We start from the raw sequence: 19,592 nt of genomic DNA, 5'->3' as shown, positions 1-19,592 counted from the left end.
ACATAGATTTTTTTTACTAAATTTATACAACTTAAATAATAGCCTATACACGAAAATTACTCTTTAAAATTTTAACCTAAACCCTCGTTAAATATGGCAAGAGCGATGTTTGATTACACTAAAACTATACTCAAAAAAGTAAGTTTTGAACCCTCATTATTTTGTAGAGAATTGCAAAAAGCTTTGCAAAGATTACTACCACATGAGGTAGAAGAGTTAAAAATCTGGATAAAATCTCTCGTAACAAAAAACCCAGAATTAGATCAATGTTTAATCTATTTAACACCATAAAAAAAAGCCACGTACTGCGTGGCTTTTCTGTTTTTATAAACGATTTTACCTGTACTTATTTCTGTATAGGACTTATAATTTCTACATTATGAAAAGCGATTGCACCGCGTACAACACCCATAATTACACTTTTTAATGCTTCAATAATTTGCATTTTTAATTCACTCTTATGAAATAGTAAACTTACTTCGCGTGCTGGTCTTGGTTCTTTAAAATGGCGTAAATACTTCTTTTCATTTTCTTTAATATCTAATGTGTGCAAATAGGGGAGCAGTGTCATTCCTAAATTTTCATTAGATAATTTTATTAATGTTTCAAAACTTCCACTTTCAAGTTGAAAATGGTCTTCTTCAATGCTACGCGGCACTTTACACAAATTAATTACACCATCTCTAAAACAATGTCCGTCTTCCAATAATAGAATATCATCAATATCTAAATCTTGTGTCGTTAACTCTTTCTTATCATATAAACGATGATTTTCAGTGGTATAGCCAACAAAAGGCTCATAATACAATACGCGTTCTTTAATTTGATCGTATCCTAATGGAGTTGCAGCAATCGCAGCATCTAAATGCCCTTCATTTAACTTCTGAACAATTGCTTCTGTAGTCAATTCTTCTATTTTTAAATTCACTTTCGGATACTTTTTAATAAAACTTTTTAAAAACATCGGTAACAAAGTCGGCATGATTGTCGGAATAATTCCCAACTTAAATTCTCCACCAATAAACCCTTTTTGCTGATCTACAATATCTTGCATTCTGCCTGATTCATTCACGACATTACGTGCTTGATCAACAATTTTTTTCCCGATTTCAGTAAGCTGAATAGGTTTTTTACTTCTGTCAAAAATTTGAATATCTAATTCATCTTCAAGTTTTTGAATTTGCATACTTAACGTTGGCTGAGTTACAAATGATTTTTGTGCGGCAAGCGTAAAATTTTGATGTTCGGCAACTGCCAAAACATATTGCAATTGGGTGATTGTCATTTATTATAGGTTTAAGTGATAAAAATATAAAAACTATCGATAAAACTTATGATAAAGCTCGTTAATTCTTTAATAATTTTGTTTCAACAAAAAAATAATAAACATGATGACATTAAATATATTAGGACTTGACGTCCAAAAAACTGGAGAATTAATTCAAGATTTAAACGTATTACTAGCAAATTTTCAAGTGTACTACCAAAATTTACGAGGAATTCACTGGAATATTAAAGGAAAAGGTTTTTTTGAATTACATACCAAGTTTGAAGAACTCTATAATGACACACAAATAAAGGTAGATGAAATTGCAGAACGTGTATTAACGCTTGGAGGAGAACCTTTACATACGTTTGAAGATTACATTCAAAACGCGAAAGTTCCTGTTGGAAAACACATTTCACAAGATGAAAAAGCCGTAGGATTAATAATTTCTTCTATTTCGGAATTATTAAAACTGGAACGCACATTACTGGACAAAGCTGGAGATGCAAATGATGAAGGAACAAATGCAATGATGAGTGATTTTATCGCTGAACAAGAAAAAACCATTTGGATGATGAATGCTTGGTTAAATAAATAGTATGTTGAGTTTAAAAAGGTTAATAAACATGAATTGTTAATTTTTCTTAGAAGAATTCTTTTTCCGAAGTGTAGCAGTCATTTTTCGTTAAGAATTTTTGAAGCCTTGGAGAAAATTTAGAAAAGTGAATGTGGTTTTAACTTTTTCAGCTAAAAATACCTCTGGAAAAATTCCCTTTCTTTTGTTGAAGCTTGTGCTGAACTTGATTCAGTATTCTTTGGGAAAGCAAAGAAAACGAAAATTTAAATTATTAAATCTATATTGAATTAACTTTGAATTGTATTTTTGTAGACATACAAAAGCGACACAAATTTGTGTCGCTTTTTTTAATAAAAATAGTTTTGATTGATGTAAACGGTATATTATAAGGTAATCTTCATTGCAAGATTTTTATCAACAACCGTGAACTTAGAAGGTCCAAATTCTGGTGGTCCGTAACTCATAGGATTGTTAGACATTCCGTAGTCTTCTTTTGGCATTCCAGTTTCTTCAAAATCCATGCGCCCATTGTCGTTTTCGTCATGTACACATGTAATTGCATATTCTCCTTTGGGAACATTCGTAAAAGTAACAGTTACCGTATTTCCTTCAATAGTACTTGCTGTAGTTTGTTCTGGTTTCGCTTTCATAAATGTTTTTTCTGAATACAAGGCAAACAATACTTTTCCTTTGTTGGTTCTTACTTTATCAATAGTAACAGTGATTGTAACACCTTCTTTATCAGAAGGAGTAGTTTGTGCTGTTGCGAATAAACTTGAGAATAAAACGGCAATTAAAAGTAATTTTTTCATGATGATTGTGTATTTGATTAATGATTGATTTTTGTTTTGTTATTGTTTGATGATTCAAAAGTCTACATAAAATCAGAATGCACATAAAAAAAGGAACTGGACTGTAATTTTTTAAGGATGAGTTGTAAAAAAAGAGATGAATAACTATTTCATCTCTTTTAAATTTATTATTTCTATGGAATTGTAGGTTTGTTACAGCCGTTTGAACAATAATTCAAGCAACTAATTAATACGGAAGCTACAGTTATAGGGATACAAATTTCGGTCAAACATAACGTTCCTTCTCCTTTTACTGAATTAGCTTGTAAATCACTGATAGACTTCTTATTTAGTGTTAAATTTTTAATTTTCTTTTTCTTCATAAATATTTTTTTGAAGTTAAACATGATTTCAAAGCTATTTTAAAAGAATTTGCCATAAAAGAAACGCTAGTCTTGATTTATAAATAACGAGAAAGTTAAAAAAAATCATTTCCAGGAACCTTTTCAAAAAACAACACGTCTATATATATGTAAGTTGTATTTATTTCAGGAATTGAGTTTTAGTATTTCATTTTCATTGTGTTTCAATTCTTTATAAAATAAAATTAGCGTTTCAACTTTACACCATAGGATTATTTTAGGTTAGGTTTTTTATATACTACAAAACTTCAACTTGCCTTGAATGTTTATTATAAGTAGTTGTATAAAATGAGAAAAGCGAGTTTTTTAACTCGCTTTTTTTATTTTCTATAGGTCAGTATGAGAAACTACATTGTATAATTAGCCCCTTATTTAATCAGTAATAGTAATAGTTTGGAACAAGAATCCTTGTTATATATATAATTGTTAGCAATTTTATAAAAAATACGTAACAAAGTAGCGGTTTATTACACTAATAACAGCGTATACCTAAACTGATTAAAAGAAACGACTTATGAAAAAAATAGAACCATTCAGAAATTTTAATGATGCACTTTCAAATCTAGACAATGGAGGAAGATTTTATAATATTTTGACAAAAGCAGATGATGGAATCATCTCGAAAGCAGAATTGGGAAAAGTAGGTGGAATCTTTAATAACAAACAACGAATGATTTTATTTTTTGAGTTATCAATTTCAAAATTGGATAATGAAAAAAGAAATGCAGTGATTTCAAAATTAGATCAAAGTCTTCAAGAGTCATACCTAAAGTACAAACCAATCGAATTAGTGCCATCTGAAGCGTATACGAAAGGTATAATTGCATCGAACACCATCATTACAGGAATTCCAACGTTGATTGAATCTAAAAGTGAGTTTACAGGATTTATAATGATTCCTATTGTTACAGGAAATGTCACTACATTTACAATGATTCCATTAATTGACATGTATGATGTATATGAAATAAGAGATGAGGAATCTGATGAAAACTTTCTGATTGCGCATGCAAAAGGAGCAACTAAATTGCCTAAGAAAAAAATTAAAGTAGCTGGTATATTAAAAGAATTAAGATCAGATCAGAAAGAAAGAGCAGCTTCTAAACGATTTTTGGAAGCCATTTACCATATGGATATTCACTAACATACTTTAAACGCAGTCGAGAAACTTAGGGAAGTTATTGTTTTTAGCGGTTAAGAACCGCTAAAGTATACACAATATTAAGTTCCATCTTTTTCATTCTATTAATAACTCTTCAACGTTAAACCAAAAGTTAAAAACTGATCTTCTTGTTTTTGATCAGCAATTACAATACTTTCAAACGTATGTAAATAGTTTACTTTAAAGTTTAGAAACTTCCAAATAGGAAACTCTACACCTAAATCTGCACGCCAACGAAAATTGTCACTGTTTTCTAAGGAAGGTTGAAAATAACTTTCATGACTTAGAATGACTTTATCTTTAAACAGATGATATTTCCCGTTTAACCAAAGTGTTCCACGCATCGTGTTTATGGTTGATTCTCCATTATACGCAGCACCAGAACGATTAAAGTTTGTTTCATCAAAGGTTGTATGTTCATATTCACTGGTCAGCGAGACTTTGAGCCAATGTTTTTTCTTATTTAAAATTTGATACGTTACGCCAGCACCAACTAAATAACGTACATCAATTTTTCTGCGGAAATTAGTACTTACAAATGCTAAGGCTAACGGATAAAATCGCCGTTCAGGATTTAAGTATAAAAAATTTAAACTCAATACATCTTCATCTGCTTTTTCTTTTCCAAATTCTTGATATACATACGAGTTTTGCGTTTTAAAAACCCACTTTCTAAACGGTTTAAAACTCACGTTTGACTTTGCTCTGAAAATCAAGGTTTGGACATTTCCTCCTTGCCAAAAACCAGTTAAAGAAAGATCAGCTTTTACACTTAATGTATCACTTTCGTTAATTTGTGCTGATAAGAAAAGGGGAAAGATCAATAAAAAATACAATATCATTTTCATGTGACCACTATAAAATTTTATGTTTTTAGGGCGACGAAAATAAGTAATAATATGTCATAAGCAATAACACTTTTAGAAATTTTCTATATCAAACGTTTTCGCTAACAAGATTGTTTTCTGTTGTTTAGAAAATTACATGGTTTTATATATTTTCTCTTGACAAACTCACCTTTTCTTCAAGTGAAATACATTTTCTTATCAAGTTAAATTACTAGTACTATAAAGAAAATAAATAAATTTACTACGTAGTGAATTTATTTTTACTAGTTAGTAAACTATTTTTTACTACCTAGTAAAGTTTAAAAACTACTTGGCAAAATGATTAAAACCACAAGAGAAAATATACAAAATCTCTTGATGATACATTTCAGTTGTCCGTTAGTTAGCGCATAAACTTAAAGTAGTAAAAACTTTTATTTTACTATTTTAAGTTTGCTTACTTCTTAATAATCAGTAAAAAAAGAAGGTTTCTTTTATGGAGTTACGGGAAACCTCATTGTGTATGTGTAATCTTTGATTTACTTTTATGGAGAATAACAGGAATTCTTGTTATACTTACGTTAGCGATAATTAAAAAACTAATTATGAAGTTTAAAGTCTTTTTATCAAGTAGAAATAATGACAAATTGAGTATAGATGATGTTGACTTTGAAACAATGACAGAAACTAGATTATATCTCAAAGTAGAACTTGAAAAGGAAAGATTTCTTGGAGAACAATTATTTAACATAAGAATAAACGAAGATTTTGCGGCAGATACTTCAATGGACAGCTACAACACTTGTCTTAAAGAAGTCAAAGATTCAGATTTTTCAATTGCAATTGTGAATGGTGCCTCAGGATGGGCTCCTTCAGGAATTGATCTTGGAATATGTCATGCTGAACTTGATGCTGCTATGAATATATCAGAGAAAAAATCAGCAATAATAGATGTAACTAAGTTTTATAATATAAAGCCTATTAATAATGCTGAGGAAAAGAGAAACAAAGTCTTCGCGGAATATTTGACTGAACAAAACAAGTTCAATAATCCATTAAAATTAAAAGCTATCAATAGAAATGAAAGTGGATATAAAACGACTTTACTTAGCTTGATTAAAAATATTCTTTACAAGCATATAAATGAAAGAATTAAAATCGCTGATCTATATTATAATATATCTGCTAATAACAAAATATCACTTGATTGGAAAAAAATGAAGTATACTGAAAGGGATGAACTAATCGTTGATATCTTAAAAGGATTGGTCAAATCGGATGTGAACTTTAATAAATATGAAAATAATGTTACCTCCATTCCAGATAATATGTCAGTCTCAGATGCCAAAGCATTTACTGGGAGGCAATTTTTAAAAGATCATAAGTTAATAACTCTCGCAAAGGAAGGTAAAGAAAAATTTGGACCTATTCATTTCATTGGAGTGTATGGTAATGCTACAGAAATACAAACAAAAAATTTGATTGGTTTTCCTGACTTAAGCGTAATAATTGACGGGTTTGGTTTATATGTATGGGAACAGAATACACATATACAATTAGTTTTTCTTACAGGTTGCAAAACACCAAGTGCATTAACATCTAAATACTTATTATTTCAAAACTGGGCTAAAGCTACAAAAGAGCTGGGGAACATCGAAAAAAGAGCTGAAGCGAGGTATCATATTTTGAAATCTGTTATTGAAGCTGATGCAATTGCAAAAAAATAATTTATTGTTATATCCCAAACTAGCCTAAGTTTCCAACTCACGCCCACAAACAAACTTAAAAAGCCATTCATAAACATCCTGTAAACTACACATTTCATACTCTGAAAAAAAGATGCTTTAGAAATAACTTAGCAAGATATTTTTTAAATCAGATTTCTCAGTAGATTTTGTAATTACATCTTGCATGTTAGCTGTAATGCATTGAGACAATACTTCGTCTTTACTCAGCGCTGTATAGGCAATAATAGGAAGATTTGGGTTGTATGTATGTATTTTAATACTGGTATCAAAACCATTTAGATTTGGCATGTTTAAATCCATTAAAACTAAATCGTACTGCTCTTTCTGAATTTGTTCAATAGCATCATGCCCATTATCAATAACATCACATTGTATCTTAAAAGATTCAACTATTTTTTTTGTGACTAATAAGTTAATTTTATTGTCATCTACATACAGAATTCTTCTAGATGTATTACTAGTAGATAATTTAGGTTGTTCGTGTTTAACAACCATAACCGCAAGACTGAATGCTACTTCTTGATTTTCTATATTAGAAAAAGTTAGCTCCGTATTGTAAAACGATAACAATTGGTTGGACAAAAGAATCCCTAGTTTTAAACCATTATGAGTTTTATCAGGATCATAGGTTGCGTTTTCTTCTTTTAAAGAATTTAGCGTGTCTTCGATGATTCCATTTCCATTGTCAACAATAGAAAATAATAAGTTAGCTGTTTCTGTGTCTATCTTTTCTTCTTGGACGCGAAACGTAACGATGGATGAATTAGGTTCTTCAATCGCATTCTTTAAAAGGTTTTTAAGAACAAGCTCAATTTTGTCCAGATCCATTAAAACGAGATTAGTATCAGATTGATTGTCTAAAACTAACGTGCAATTATTCACGTTTGCGAAAGGTTTGAAATAGTCAATAAGAGTATTGATAAACATCGTCAGGTTTACCGTGCGGTTATTCAACGTTATGTTAATCTTAAAAAAATTGAGTCGCGAATATTGTAGCGAATTGTCAATATGGTGACTTAAGTTTAAAAAGGCAGATTTAATCTGATCTTCAAAACTAAGTTTTTGGACTTGGTTTTCTTGCTTAAAAAAAGAAGAAATTAATTCCTTTAATGTATATAATGGCGTCCTAATCTCATGACTAACAATAGAAAGAAATTTATTTTGATTTATAGTATTAAGACGTAATTCTTTGTTCTTAATATCAAGAAACGTATTTATTTGATTTACTCTTCGTTTCATCCAAATAAAGTATCCTAAAAATAGTAATGCAAAAGCGGTGATTCCTAATAACAGATAGTTAATACGCTTATTAAATGAATTTTCTTTTTCTTGAGTTTTATTAATTAGTTTTAATTTTTCAAGTTCCTTTTCCCTAGTTATAGTTTTGATTACATAATCATTGTTTAGCATGGATTTATACTCTAATAAATCAATCGTTTTATTAAAATATTCTCTGGAATTTTTTTGATAATAAGTTATAGAATCTAAGTTTAACTTAGAAAAATCTTTATGGTAAATAGCTTTGTAATAACTAATTTTATAATAATGTTCATAGATTCTAGGAGAAAACCATAATACAGATTGTAGATGTTCTTTTTTTAGGCGATCCAAAAGTTTATTTGCATATTCAGTTCGAATACCTTTTTCCATCAAAGCGTACGATTGATATAATTGGTACGTGATTAGTAATCGTTTTTTTAACAACTCTTTATTGGAACTTTGCGAATAGGCAGCTTCATAAGTATCACTATTAATTTCATCTATAATGACAGCTGTAAAATCAATTATTGAATCGTATTTTTCTTGATCATACAATCTAATTAATTCAGATTCATAGATGTAAAATTGTTGATCTCCTTTAGTATAAGTATTGTATAATTTTGCGAGTGGCACATACTTATTGTACCCATTAGTATCTTGATTTAAAGCATATAAATGGATTAGATTCGCAAAATTAATTCCAAGACGAAGCGTATCATTCTTTTTTTTATTTAATGCTATGGCAGCAAGAAAATGCTCTTCAGCCTTATTGTATGCGTAATGTTGAATGAATGCCAAACCCAAGAGGTTTTCACTTCGAGCCTTATACGCTTCAATGTTAGCTGCGATTGAAATATCTTGGAGTGTATAAATAGTTTTCAGAGATTCATAGTATTTATCTGATTGCATTTGATTGAGCGCCAGCGTATAAAGAGAATCTAATTGTGAAAGAGAAGTTTCTTGAGAAAAAGCACTCATATACATAAATAAGGAGAAGAATAGCATCCTTACTTTAGTACTTTGAAAAGTTTTCAAACAAAAAACCATTTTTTATTTAAATTACGAAAAATTAGCGTCAGATCGAAAATTTATTTTGAAGCAATAATAAACATTTGTGAATCTCTAGTATAACGAATAACAACTCTACACCAACCCACGCGCTTTCATCTCCAAATACTTATTAATAGCGTCAATCGTTAAGTTTTCTGGAGAAGTTAAGATGGAATGAATTCCGTATTTCTTGAGTTCGCTGACAATCAAACGTTTTTCAAAAGAGAATTTTTCTGCAATGACTTTGTCATACGCTTCTTGTATAGTGCCAGCTTCACCGTAAATCAATTCGTCTAATTCTGTGTTTTTGAAGAAAACCACAACTAACAAATGACTTTTGGAAATTCCTTTTAAGTAGGGAAGTTGTCTGTGTAATGCATCTAGGGTTTCAAAATTTGTGTAGAGCAATATTAAACTTCTATGTTTTATATTTCGTTTAATGTCTGCATACAAGCGTCCATAATCCGATTCAAAGAAATCTGTTTCTACATTGTATAATGACTCTAAAATCATGCTCATTTGCGCACTTCGCTTTTCTGCAACGACAATATTTTCCACCTTTTTTGAAAAGGTAAACATGCCGGCTTTGTCTTGCTTTTTCAGAATTACATTACTCAATACCAATGTTGCATTAATTGCGTAGTCTAACAAACTCAAACCGTCAAAAGGCATTTTCATCACACGACCTTTGTCAATCACAGAATAGACAGGTTGCGATTTTTCATCCTGAAACTGATTCACCATCAATTGGTTACGCTTTGCAGTTGCTTTCCAGTTTATGGTACGTAAATCGTCTCCTATGACATAATCCTTTATTTGTTCAAACTCCATGGTATGACCAATGCGACGAATTTTTTTAATTCCGTACATCGTCAAATTGTTGCTAATGGCAAGCAAGTCGTACTTTTTTAATTGTAAATATGCAGGATATGTCGGAACCATGATTTTATTATCAAAATAAAAGCGTCTGGAAACCAACCCTAAAATAGATTTGATATATACATTTAGTTTTCCAAACGTATATTCACCGCGTTCTGTTGGGCGTAATTTATATTTTAATTCAATCGCGCTTGACGCAGGAATTTTTTTAATAATTGAAAAATCGCGCACTTGAAACTGTTCTGGGATTTCATCAATTATTTTCGCATCAACAGCAAATGTATAATAGTTTTCTAACCGAATAAATACAGAATTGTCATCGCCATTAGAAAACTTTTCAGGCGTTTCACGTTTTCCTGAAAGACCAGTTCTGGTAGCATATAAAATAATGATATCAAGAAATGCAAACGTTACTACAATCAGTAATAATAACTTTGAAATAAAGAAAAATTTCGGAAAAATAAAGCTAACAATAAAACATACAATAACCGCCAAACACGCATAAAAGAAGCGATCTTGGAGATATAATGATTTAAAAAAATGTATGATTTTCTGTTTCACAAGGCGTTTATTTGATTAGTTATCTTGGAATTTCAATAGTTTGAATGATTTGCGCAATGATTTGTTTAGAAGTTACACCTTCCATTTCACGTTCTGGCGTTACAATAATTCTGTGTTGTAATACAGGAATTGCAACTTGTTTTATATCTTCTGGCGTTACAAAATCACGACCATTCATTGCTGCATACGCTTTTGAAGCTTTTAGTATGGCAATAGAAGCTCTTGGCGACGCACCAATGTATAGGAATTGATTGTTTCGTGTATTGATGATAATTTCGGCAATGTATTTTAGTAAATGTGGTTCAATAATGATATCATTTACTAAATTTTGATATTTCTGTATTTGTGCTTTCGATAAGAACGAATTTACCTGGTCTATTTTTTTCCCTTCTTTTAAAGCATGTTCACGCGCAATGATTTCTACTTCTTCTTCTAAGTTAGGATACTCAACATTTATTTTGAATAAAAAACGGTCTAATTGTGCTTCTGGCAAACGATACGTTCCTTCTTGCTCAATTGGGTTTTGTGTTGCCAACACCATAAATGGCGGATCTAATGTATATTTTACGCCGTCCATGGTAACTTGACGTTCTTCCATTACTTCAAATAAGGCAGCTTGTGTTTTCGCTGGCGCACGATTGATTTCATCAATAAGTAACATATTGGTAAAAACTGGTCCTTTTTTAAATTCGAACTCAGATTTTTTCATGTCAAAAATTGACGTTCCTAAGATATCACTTGGCATTAAATCTGGCGTAAATTGAATTCGACCAAAATTAACTGTCAATGATTTTGCAAGCAACTTGGCAGTAATTGTTTTTGCAACACCTGGAACACCTTCAATCAATACGTGTCCTTTGGCAAGCAATGCCGTAATTAGCATGTCAATCATCCCTTTTTGTCCAACAATTACTTTTGAGAGTTCTTGTCTTATTTTTTGGATTCCTTCTTGTAATTCCGACAGATCAATTCTGTTTGTGAATGACAGCGGAGTTCCTTGCGTATTATTTTCTCCTTGTAAGTCCATATATTGATTTTAGTATATATTAATAGCTAAGTTATTTCTTTTCGTTAAAACGTTCCACAGCTTTTGTAATGCTTAGTACGTCTTGTTCTTGGAAATGCACTTTCTTTTTTAGTATGATTATTAGTGATATTAAATCTTTAATTTCATCTTGATCTTTTCCTGATTTTAACGCCAAACGTTTTACAAATGGTTCATCAAGTACTTGTGTATCCATTAAATAATCGTTTCGTAAATGTTCTAAGAAATACGTGATCTTTTTTTGAACAACATTCCGATGATCTCGTGTTTCATAAAATAGATTTCCGATGGTTTTGGTGAAATCGAGTGTTGTATTTTCTAATGGATTTATAATTTTTACAATACGTTGTTTTCGTTTTACATTAAATAGTATAAATACAACTAATGTGAGTAACGAAAGTAACCAAGCCCAACGTAATGGTGGTTGTGATAAGATGAATCGTAATGGTGAATCACTTTCGTCCATTCCTACTTTATTGACCGAATCAAAATAGATATCTTTCGTTGGAATATATCCTAAAACACCTTCTGCATATTTGAAATGATCATCTTTTAGTAAATGAAAGTTTGTAAATGCAACAGGTTGTGTATGCAATAAAAAGGCGCCTTCACCAACAGGAATTTTGACAAAATTTGTATAAATAGAATCTTGACTAAATTTTTGGTAGCCAAGAGGAATTGTCGTTAACGTATCGATTTCTGTAAAGTGAATATTTTTAATTCCTTTTTCAAAAGTGATAGCATTATTGTCTAAATTTTCATTAAAAAAGCCTAATTCTGCTTTTGATGCTAATTGATAGTCATAATTTGTTTTAAATCCGAGTGAATCCTGAATATATCTAGGGATTTCATGTGTAGACATGAAAATGGTATTTCCTTCGGAAGCAAAGTCGAATAGTTCAATTAAAGATGATTCATCTGTGTAAAAACGTGGGCGAATGCTTATGTACGAACCTTCAATAGTATATTTATAAGTATCCCAATCGTACTTGTCATTAAAATATTCGTACGGTGTATTACGAATGTTTTTAACAGAAATGTTATCAAATAAATTGAGGAGTTCTTTGTGTAATATTTTTAAACCATATGGTTTTGTATGGCGTTCGTTATAGGTTTCTGTCCAATCGATCGTAATAGGTTTTGACGACTCAACAGACATTGCTATAATTATAATAGCAACCAATACGCCAATGTATATTTTTAATGTTTTACTCATGCCGCAATGTTTTTAAGTAATACATTAAATGAATCGGACGCTTTGTTGTACTGTATTTTATCAATTAGGAATTCTCCATACCATATGTAATTGTATAAATAAGAAGCATATTGAAATTGCTCACGCAACGTATCATTTTTGATTTCATAGGTATAATCAAGATTCGTTTTTTCAGGATCATACGAAATAACTTCATACGTACTCATCTTTTTGAGCATGTTTAGGTATTGATAACGGACAGCTAAGCGATAATCGTTGTTGATTGTTGCTTCAGAAATTAAAGCATCAAAATCGACAATATGAATATTGGTTTCTACATCTTCATACTGTACTAGTTTTTTATCAGATCTTTTTCCAAAAACCCAACGGCCTTCACCATTCATAATAGCTCTTACAATAAAATAAACCACAAGTATAATGATGACTCCGTAGAAGATAAGTTTCATTGTATTTAAGTATTCTGAAGCTTTCTTTCGCGAACTTAAATTAAATAACTCTTCTATTTTTTGTTCTAACCAATCGACCAAACGTGTAAACCAACCATCAGATTGTTCTACTTCATATACATAATCACTACTGTCATAAGTATCTTTAAAATCATCTTCAAATGTACGTGGTTGCACATTTGTAGAGTCTTCTTGAATAGGAAGTGTTTGCCGCGCAATAGCTGCAGTAGCAATCAAAGTTCCTAACAAGAGAACATTTAGTAAGATGTATTTTAGTTGTTTTGGCATGTAGTTTATAGTCCTGTACCTATTTCGTCAATAGTAGTTTTTGCGTAGATGTTTTCTTTTTCCTCTTTTAAACTATAATATATTATTGTTTGATTTATTTGAGAAATAGCTGATGTCAATAAATTCATTATATGTGAAAATATTTGAGACAGAAAAAGAACAATGAATGAAAAAGACCAAGTTTCATGAACAACTTGCATTGCATTCGGATCTGTTAGCGTAGTAACTCCTAAAATACTTGTAATGATCAATTGAACAATTCCAACTGCCATTTGAAATACAAATACGATAAGAAAGAAAACTGCAATTCCACCGATTGCAGGAAAGAATTTTTGAAAACACATATTAAAACCATAACTGTAGCATTCAACAATACCTTTATCCGTATTAATGTATTCCATGAGTGTTGCATGAAAAAATAACGATATAACAGCGCCTAACAATAATAAAAATGGAATTCCGATAATTGTAATTGTTAATATTAGACCTACAATTATTGCAACAATAAATACGATGATACTAACTAAAATGCTTGAAAAAATGAAAACAATTAATTTTTCAATATTAGCTTTGAGTTCATCAAATAATTCTTTTGACCCGAAGTCTTGACCACGATGTCTGTCGTACAGTTTAAAATATATTGGAACAAATGCATAGTTCAATACACTTACAATAATTATAATAAAGAAACCTATAGAACCATATAAAATGATTGTTCCTAGGTTATCATTAAAATAGTTTGATAAAGCATTAGGATCTCTATTTAGAATCATACTGTTAACGACAACATCTTGGTATACTTTAAAAAAGTAGTAAAACATTGTTGCTAAAATCAACAAGAAAACACCATTTACAATTAAAAAATTTTTAAAGAAATGTCTTCCGTGTTGTTTTAAAAAGCCAAACGTATCTTGAAAATACGCTCCAAAATCTCTCGATTTATATAGTTGAAACATCTAGTCTTAGTTTTTTGTGTACAATAAAAGGGTATATCAAATAATAATAAGAGATAATACCAAGTGTGATTAAAATAATTCCGACTGAAAGCCAGTTGTGCATTACATTTGAATATCGGGTAACAAAGCCTTCTAAAAAGCCTGCGGCAAAGGTAAACGGAAATGTGCTGATTAAAATTTTAATTCCGTTTTTTAGCCCCATTTTAAAGGAAGCCATTCGCGAAAATGTTTTTGGAAACAGAATACTTGCCCCAAGTAACAGACCTGCTGCACCTTCTATGACAATAGCAAAAATTTCCATAGCGCCATGAATCCATATACCACGAACACTTTGCCATAATACGCCTTGTTCATAAAACATATATTGAAAAGAACCCAACATAATACCATTTTGCATCAATACATAACCTGTTCCAAAACCACCGAACACACCAAGTATAAACGATTGAATTCCTACATAAAGATTGTTGAGCGTAATACCGACAAACATTCCGAGTTCTCCTCCGTTTTTATAAATAGCAACAGGATCGCCTTTTTCAATATTATCTAATGTTTCGTTTACATAACCATCACCCAAAATTAATCGGATAAAGGAATCATCATATGCAGCTGAAAATGCACCAATAGCGACAAAAACACCAAATATTAAAAATGCATATAGTACATAACGTCTAAATTGATATACAATAAGAGGCACTTCAGTTTTCCAAAAAGAAATAAAACGATTCGATTTTTCTCTTTTGGTTCTATAAATACGTTGAAAAGCAGCAGAAGCAAGCTGATTTAAATAGCTAATAGTTTTACTCTTAGGGTAATACGTTTGCGCATACGCCAAGTCATTCATCAATTGTATATAAAGTGATGAAAGTGTATCAGGATTTTTAAATTGATTATTATAAATGGTTTGTTCAAAGTTTAACCATTTTTCTTTATTTTGCTTGATAAATGCAACTTCTCTCATAGATACGCTAAAATAAAACATAAAATGTCAGAGATACAAATTAATACTACTCAAAATGTCAACATCAACTTCACTTTAGCGTCAGTTGGAGAACGTATCGTAGCACATCTTATCGATTTGTTGATAAAATTTGCATATGCAGGAATTATAATATGGATACTATCTGAGATTATTGACAGTTCTCCTAAATTAAGAAACTTAGATTTTTGGTCAATAGCTTCCATCTATGTAGTGCTACTTTTTCCTTTTATATTTTACTCTTTAGTCTTAGAAGCAATATTTGAAGGGCAAACGTTAGGTAAAAAAGCGATGAAGATTAAAGTGGTAAAAATTGATGGTTATCAAGCTTCATTTATCGATTATATAATTCGTTGGTTTTTTAGAATTGTAGATTTAAATATGTTAAGTGGTTTCATTGCTTTAATTTCAATAATTATTACTGATAAAGGACAACGCTTAGGCGGAATGACCTCGGGAACCTCTGTAATTTCTTTGAAAAATAAAGTTCGAATTTCACATACAATCTTAGAAGAAATAGGAGACAACTACAAACCTCAATATCCAACGGTAATCAACCTTTCAGACAATGATATGCGTATCATTAAGGAAACATTCATGACTGCACGAGATGCTAAAGACACTGATACACTTTTAAAACTAAAGAAAAAAGTAGAAGAAGTAATTGGAGTTACATCTACCACAGATACGACGACGTTTTTAAATATAATTATTAGAGATTATAACTTTTACACCCAAAACATGTAATGCTTTTTTACTCACTTGATATTATAGGAACATTTGCTTTTGCTATTTCGGGCGTTTTAGTTGCGATGCAAAAACGAATGGATGTATTTGGTATTTTTATCATTGCTTTTGTTACAGCAGTTGGTGGCGGAACATTGCGTGATATGCTTATAGGAAAAACGCCTGTCGGTTGGATGAACGATTTAAATTACGGATACACAATTGCTGCGGCAGTTATTATTTCTATTATTTTTAGAAAGAAATTAAATAAGCTCCGAACGTCCTTATTTCTGTTTGATACAATTGGCTTGGGTGTATTTACCATTATTGGTGTAGAAATTGGAATTTCTGCAAATTTGCATCCTATTATTTGTATTGCTTTGGGAACAATAAGTGCTAGTTTTGGAGGTGTAATTCGTGATATTCTGTGTAATGAAATTCCAGTTATTTTCCGAAAAGAAATTTATGCAACAGCGTGTATTTTAGGGGGAATTACATTTTTTGTATTGAAATATTTCAACCTTAAAGAAAATCTTATTTACATATGTACTGCGTTAATGGTAATCATTATTCGCTTAGTTGTGGTAAAATTCCGTTTGAAACTTCCAAATGTATATCAAAAATAATAACAAAAGCCAAACAACGTATTGCTTGGCTTCTGTATGATGGTATCTATGTTTTTAAAGAATTCTATATCCTACTGAAAAGCTCAGCTGATTAATTTTTAGATTTGTTAAATTATTATTCTCATAAATGTCTCTAGGCGTATTATATCTAAGCTCAAAAAAGTAAGTATTCTTATAACTATATCCAACACCAATTGCGCCTCCAACAGTACTTTTAGAATTTGATGAATCTGAAAAAAGATCTCCTGTAACATTTCTTTTTAAAGCAAAATCAACGACAACAGCTGCATTAAGGAATAATTTAGATGTATCATTGAGAAACATGTAATGACGAAGTCCAATTGGAAGTTGAATTGCAGAATATTCAACTTCAAAAGTTCTAAAAAATGTAGAATTAGTAGTAGCGAAAGAGCCATTACCTTTATATGCTTGATAATTAGGCTCAATAAATGCTGCCCATTTATTTTTATTAAATGAGAATACATATTCTAGATCAACACCGAGCCTTGGACTCCAATTTGCTCCAGACTCAATATCATTATCAAAGCTTTGACCAAATCCTTCCGTTTTTATAATTGTTTTTTGGTTTGAAATACCAAGATTAAGTCTAAGACTCCATTTACCTTTAGTTTCCTGTTTAAAAGCTATAAAGTCATCATTTTTGCAGGTATTATATGCTATAAATAATTGAGTCAAATTATTTTTATTATAGCGTAATCTAGAAATTGTTTTTCTTGATATAGACTCGCAAGTTAATTGCGTATATAGTTGTTGGCGAAACTTATTGTTTTCTGCCAATTCACCATCTCTAGTTAAGTAACTTTTCTTTACTAATTGTTTAATTTGACTATCATCTTTTTTATAAAAAAGTTTACTCAAATCTCCATTTTTGTACCTGTATAATGAAGCCTTTCCTTCAACTAAAACATTTAAAAAAACTGTTTGTTTTCTCCACTCAGGATTTTTGTCATATGATAATTTTGATATATTATTTATAGACATATCAATATTAACCGTATGTTTTTCATACTTACAAATATTTGGAATTGTAAAAGATTTTACAGTAGCTAATCTGGCAATTTTAGCCTCACTATCGAGTGTTAATTTGTATTCAAAACTAACAGGATTATTAACCCAGTCAACGTTTTTGATGTAACAGTCTGTTTTTTGCCCGCTGTTAGAAATGAAATACCCTTTTTCGAATTTTATTTGTGCAGAAAGTCCAGAGGTAATTAACAAAAGGAAAAATAATGCTAAATAATTTTTTTTCATGTGTTTTTAGATCTTTAAATTTTGCCACAAATCTAATAAAACTATGTAAGAATATCCTATACTATTGTATAAGCGTTACTTATTTTTAATAAGCGTAGTATATAGTATGTTTTTAGTCTAAAACTTCAACTTTTTTGATCATAATGTTCTTCTTTGGCCATTCACCTTTATCAGTTTCTTGATTGGCAATTTCGTCCACAACGTCCATTCCGGCAATTACTTTCCCAAAAGCGGTATATTCTTTATTTAAATGATGTGTTCCACCTTTTTTCTGAACAATAAAAAATTCAAATGGAGACGCCATTTTATATGCATTGTCAATTTCTCCACTTGGCATTGAAATTACACCACGATCATGTCTAAATCCTTTTTTTGTATCTGGCGGAAGCAAATACTTACCAATCTTTCGACGTTTTTTTGCAATATTCCAACCATCAGAATTTCCACCTTGAATGACAAAATCTTTTACAACTCTATGAAATTGAGTTCCTGCAAAATAATTTCGCTTGGCAAGCATAATAAAATTAGCTCTATGATATGGAGTTTCATTGTAAAGTTTAATGTCAATATTACCAAAGTTGGTTACAATCCGAACGCGTTGTTCCTTATTTTCTTTTCCGTAGGCAATCATATAATCGAGCACATTTTCCGTAGAAATGAAAACATGTTTTTCTTCCTTTTCTTTCTCTTTTTCCTTTTCTTTCTTTGGAGTTTTTGTCGTGTCAGTTTTTTGGCTTTCGCCAGAAGTAGGTGTGGAAGTTTTAGTATCTTCACAGCTTAGAAATACGCAGGCAATAATCAATAAAAAGCAAATCTTTTTCATAGATGAATTTTGATGACTTTAAAAAAATCCTACCAAAAATAGCAAAAATACCGCTTCCAGGCATTTCTTCACAGTTAAAAATGGCACCTTCTATGCGACAGGAAGCTTTAGCAAGTATGGAAGAGCGTATGAAAACTGCTCGAAAATCAGCAGTAATGGCACTGTTTTACCCAAATACAGAAAACGAAACGAAGATTGTACTAATTCTTCGAAAAGCGTATGAAGGAGTGCACTCAAATCAAGTTGGATTTCCTGGAGGAAAAGCAGAGCCTGAAGATGCAAACTTACAAGTGACAGCTTTACGTGAAACGGAAGAAGAAGTTGGTGTACAGCAAGATGCTATTGAAGTAATTCGAAAGATCACATCAACATATATTCCGCCGAGTAATTTTATGGTACAACCGTATATTGGTGTATCATATACTACACCTACATTTATTCCACAACCGTCTGAAGTGGAATCTATCTTAGAAGTCTCGCTTCACAGTTTGCTCACAGATACATCAATTATTGAAAAAAAAATGACAACTTCTTATGCGGTAGCTATCAATGTGCCAGCGTTTTACTTAAATGATTATGTGGTTTGGGGTGCGACAGCTATGATGTTGAGTGAAGTTAAAGATATCATTCTGGAAGCCATTTCAAATTAGTTTTTGTAAGTTTGTAATTCG

20 protein-coding genes are annotated in these 19,592 nt (G+C 30.8%); 7 read left to right on the top strand and 13 right to left on the bottom strand.

Going from position 1 to position 19,592, the window contains the following annotated elements:
* Positions 1-93: 93 nt before the first annotated feature.
* Positions 94-291 (top strand): hypothetical protein, encoded by a 198-nt coding sequence (locus ACUUYC_RS23975; RefSeq protein WP_474270098.1) that lies wholly within the window; start codon positions 94-96, stop codon positions 289-291.
* Between the two features lie 55 nt (positions 292-346).
* Here the strand turns inward: ACUUYC_RS23975 and ACUUYC_RS23970 are convergent, their stop codons facing one another.
* Positions 347-1,285, bottom strand: coding sequence for a LysR substrate-binding domain-containing protein (locus ACUUYC_RS23970; protein ID WP_474270097.1), 939 nt, complete (start codon positions 1,283-1,285; stop codon positions 347-349).
* Between the two features lie 106 nt (positions 1,286-1,391).
* Between ACUUYC_RS23970 and ACUUYC_RS23965 the strand changes: the two genes are divergently transcribed.
* Positions 1,392-1,865, top strand: a complete 474-nt coding sequence (locus ACUUYC_RS23965; protein ID WP_474270568.1) for a Dps family protein — start codon at positions 1,392-1,394, stop codon at positions 1,863-1,865.
* 362 nt (positions 1,866-2,227) lie between these two features.
* On the opposite strand, the gene ACUUYC_RS23960 is transcribed toward ACUUYC_RS23965, so the two are convergent.
* Together ACUUYC_RS23960 and ACUUYC_RS23955 are read right to left on the bottom strand one after the other, a co-directional pair.
* The gene (locus ACUUYC_RS23960; RefSeq protein ID WP_474270095.1) at positions 2,228-2,656 is read right to left on the bottom strand and encodes a DUF2141 domain-containing protein; all 429 of its coding nucleotides are present in this window, start codon (positions 2,654-2,656) and stop codon (positions 2,228-2,230) included.
* A 173-nt stretch (positions 2,657-2,829) separates the two neighbouring features.
* A complete protein-coding gene (locus ACUUYC_RS23955) occupies positions 2,830-3,018 on the bottom strand; it encodes a hypothetical protein (protein WP_474270093.1) in 189 nt (62 codons plus the stop codon).
* A gap of 553 nt (positions 3,019-3,571) precedes the next feature.
* Between ACUUYC_RS23955 and ACUUYC_RS23950 the strand changes: the two genes are divergently transcribed.
* Entirely contained in the window at positions 3,572-4,201 is a 630-nt protein-coding gene (locus ACUUYC_RS23950) for a hypothetical protein (protein ID WP_474270092.1), read from the top strand.
* Positions 4,202-4,302: 101 nt separating this feature from the next.
* Here the strand turns inward: ACUUYC_RS23950 and ACUUYC_RS23945 are convergent, their stop codons facing one another.
* Positions 4,303-5,043 (bottom strand): DUF481 domain-containing protein, encoded by a 741-nt coding sequence (locus ACUUYC_RS23945; protein ID WP_474270090.1) that lies wholly within the window; start codon positions 5,041-5,043, stop codon positions 4,303-4,305.
* A gap of 608 nt (positions 5,044-5,651) precedes the next feature.
* Between ACUUYC_RS23945 and ACUUYC_RS23940 the strand changes: the two genes are divergently transcribed.
* Complete coding sequence (locus ACUUYC_RS23940) at positions 5,652-6,773, top strand: hypothetical protein (protein WP_474270088.1); 1,122 nt, start codon at positions 5,652-5,654, stop codon at positions 6,771-6,773.
* Between the two features lie 117 nt (positions 6,774-6,890).
* Here ACUUYC_RS23940 and ACUUYC_RS23935 read toward each other — a convergent pair whose 3' ends face one another.
* The 7 genes from ACUUYC_RS23935 to ACUUYC_RS23905 form a co-directional block, all read right to left on the bottom strand.
* Positions 6,891-9,089 (bottom strand): response regulator, encoded by a 2,199-nt coding sequence (locus ACUUYC_RS23935; RefSeq protein WP_474270086.1) that lies wholly within the window; start codon positions 9,087-9,089, stop codon positions 6,891-6,893.
* A 108-nt stretch (positions 9,090-9,197) separates the two neighbouring features.
* Entirely contained in the window at positions 9,198-10,529 is a 1,332-nt protein-coding gene (locus ACUUYC_RS23930) for a DUF58 domain-containing protein (protein WP_474270565.1), read from the bottom strand.
* Positions 10,530-10,563: 34 nt separating this feature from the next.
* Positions 10,564-11,571, bottom strand: a complete 1,008-nt coding sequence (locus tag ACUUYC_RS23925; protein ID WP_474270084.1) for an AAA family ATPase — start codon at positions 11,569-11,571, stop codon at positions 10,564-10,566.
* Positions 11,572-11,602: 31 nt separating this feature from the next.
* Entirely contained in the window at positions 11,603-12,805 is a 1,203-nt protein-coding gene (locus tag ACUUYC_RS23920; protein ID WP_474270082.1) for a DUF4350 domain-containing protein, read from the bottom strand.
* On the bottom strand, positions 12,802-13,539 hold the full coding sequence (locus tag ACUUYC_RS23915) for a DUF4129 domain-containing protein (protein ID WP_474270081.1): 738 nt from the start codon (positions 13,537-13,539) through the stop codon (positions 12,802-12,804). The genes ACUUYC_RS23920 and ACUUYC_RS23915 overlap by 4 nt, the downstream gene beginning before the upstream one ends.
* Before the next feature lie 5 nt (positions 13,540-13,544).
* Positions 13,545-14,495 (bottom strand): hypothetical protein, encoded by a 951-nt coding sequence (locus ACUUYC_RS23910; RefSeq protein ID WP_474270079.1) that lies wholly within the window; start codon positions 14,493-14,495, stop codon positions 13,545-13,547.
* A complete protein-coding gene (locus tag ACUUYC_RS23905) occupies positions 14,479-15,456 on the bottom strand; it encodes a stage II sporulation protein M (protein ID WP_474270077.1) in 978 nt (325 codons plus the stop codon). The genes ACUUYC_RS23910 and ACUUYC_RS23905 overlap by 17 nt, the downstream gene beginning before the upstream one ends.
* Before the next feature lie 24 nt (positions 15,457-15,480).
* Between ACUUYC_RS23905 and ACUUYC_RS23900 the strand changes: the two genes are divergently transcribed.
* Both ACUUYC_RS23900 and ACUUYC_RS23895 read left to right on the top strand, forming a co-directional pair.
* Complete coding sequence (locus tag ACUUYC_RS23900) at positions 15,481-16,221, top strand: RDD family protein (protein ID WP_474270076.1); 741 nt, start codon at positions 15,481-15,483, stop codon at positions 16,219-16,221.
* Positions 16,221-16,826: a trimeric intracellular cation channel family protein gene (locus tag ACUUYC_RS23895; protein ID WP_474270074.1), complete on the top strand. Its 606-nt coding sequence runs from the start codon at positions 16,221-16,223 to the stop codon at positions 16,824-16,826. Before ACUUYC_RS23900 ends, ACUUYC_RS23895 begins: the two co-directional genes overlap by 1 nt.
* A 54-nt stretch (positions 16,827-16,880) precedes the next feature.
* Here the strand turns inward: ACUUYC_RS23895 and ACUUYC_RS23890 are convergent, their stop codons facing one another.
* Both ACUUYC_RS23890 and ACUUYC_RS23885 read right to left on the bottom strand, forming a co-directional pair.
* A complete protein-coding gene (locus tag ACUUYC_RS23890) occupies positions 16,881-18,098 on the bottom strand; it encodes an outer membrane beta-barrel protein (RefSeq protein ID WP_474270072.1) in 1,218 nt (405 codons plus the stop codon).
* Positions 18,099-18,210: 112 nt separating this feature from the next.
* On the bottom strand, positions 18,211-18,921 hold the full coding sequence (locus ACUUYC_RS23885; protein ID WP_474270070.1) for a peptidylprolyl isomerase: 711 nt from the start codon (positions 18,919-18,921) through the stop codon (positions 18,211-18,213).
* A gap of 2 nt (positions 18,922-18,923) precedes the next feature.
* On the opposite strand from ACUUYC_RS23885, the gene ACUUYC_RS23880 reads away from it, so the two are divergent.
* Complete coding sequence (locus tag ACUUYC_RS23880) at positions 18,924-19,571, top strand: NUDIX hydrolase (protein WP_474270068.1); 648 nt, start codon at positions 18,924-18,926, stop codon at positions 19,569-19,571.
* Positions 19,572-19,592 lie beyond the last annotated feature (21 nt).

It is taken from the genome of Kordia sp. E (assembly GCF_056033805.1).
Note: the sequence above shows the minus strand (reverse complement) of the source record. Positions and strands in the feature narration are given on the sequence as shown.

What these genes read in the sequence shown, in the direction of transcription:
- ACUUYC_RS23975 (WP_474270098.1), top strand. Translation starts at nt 94, where the DNA reads ATGGCAAGAGCGATGTTTGATTACACTAAAACTATACTCAAAAAAGTA.
- ACUUYC_RS23970 (WP_474270097.1), bottom strand. Translation starts at nt 1,285, where the DNA reads ATGACAATCACCCAATTGCAATATGTTTTGGCAGTTGCCGAACATCAA.
- ACUUYC_RS23965 (WP_474270568.1), top strand. Translation starts at nt 1,392, where the DNA reads ATGACATTAAATATATTAGGACTTGACGTCCAAAAAACTGGAGAATTA.
- ACUUYC_RS23960 (WP_474270095.1), bottom strand. Translation starts at nt 2,656, where the DNA reads ATGAAAAAATTACTTTTAATTGCCGTTTTATTCTCAAGTTTATTCGCA.
- ACUUYC_RS23955 (WP_474270093.1), bottom strand. Translation starts at nt 3,018, where the DNA reads ATGAAGAAAAAGAAAATTAAAAATTTAACACTAAATAAGAAGTCTATC.
- ACUUYC_RS23950 (WP_474270092.1), top strand. Translation starts at nt 3,572, where the DNA reads ATGAAAAAAATAGAACCATTCAGAAATTTTAATGATGCACTTTCAAAT.
- ACUUYC_RS23940 (WP_474270088.1), top strand. Translation starts at nt 5,652, where the DNA reads ATGAAGTTTAAAGTCTTTTTATCAAGTAGAAATAATGACAAATTGAGT.
- ACUUYC_RS23925 (WP_474270084.1), bottom strand. Translation starts at nt 11,571, where the DNA reads ATGGACTTACAAGGAGAAAATAATACGCAAGGAACTCCGCTGTCATTC.
- ACUUYC_RS23920 (WP_474270082.1), bottom strand. Translation starts at nt 12,805, where the DNA reads ATGAGTAAAACATTAAAAATATACATTGGCGTATTGGTTGCTATTATA.
- ACUUYC_RS23915 (WP_474270081.1), bottom strand. Translation starts at nt 13,539, where the DNA reads ATGCCAAAACAACTAAAATACATCTTACTAAATGTTCTCTTGTTAGGA.
- ACUUYC_RS23910 (WP_474270079.1), bottom strand. Translation starts at nt 14,495, where the DNA reads ATGTTTCAACTATATAAATCGAGAGATTTTGGAGCGTATTTTCAAGAT.
- ACUUYC_RS23905 (WP_474270077.1), bottom strand. Translation starts at nt 15,456, where the DNA reads ATGAGAGAAGTTGCATTTATCAAGCAAAATAAAGAAAAATGGTTAAAC.
- ACUUYC_RS23900 (WP_474270076.1), top strand. Translation starts at nt 15,481, where the DNA reads ATGTCAGAGATACAAATTAATACTACTCAAAATGTCAACATCAACTTC.
- ACUUYC_RS23895 (WP_474270074.1), top strand. Translation starts at nt 16,221, where the DNA reads ATGCTTTTTTACTCACTTGATATTATAGGAACATTTGCTTTTGCTATT.
- ACUUYC_RS23890 (WP_474270072.1), bottom strand. Translation starts at nt 18,098, where the DNA reads ATGAAAAAAAATTATTTAGCATTATTTTTCCTTTTGTTAATTACCTCT.
- ACUUYC_RS23885 (WP_474270070.1), bottom strand. Translation starts at nt 18,921, where the DNA reads ATGAAAAAGATTTGCTTTTTATTGATTATTGCCTGCGTATTTCTAAGC.
- ACUUYC_RS23880 (WP_474270068.1), top strand. Translation starts at nt 18,924, where the DNA reads ATGAATTTTGATGACTTTAAAAAAATCCTACCAAAAATAGCAAAAATA.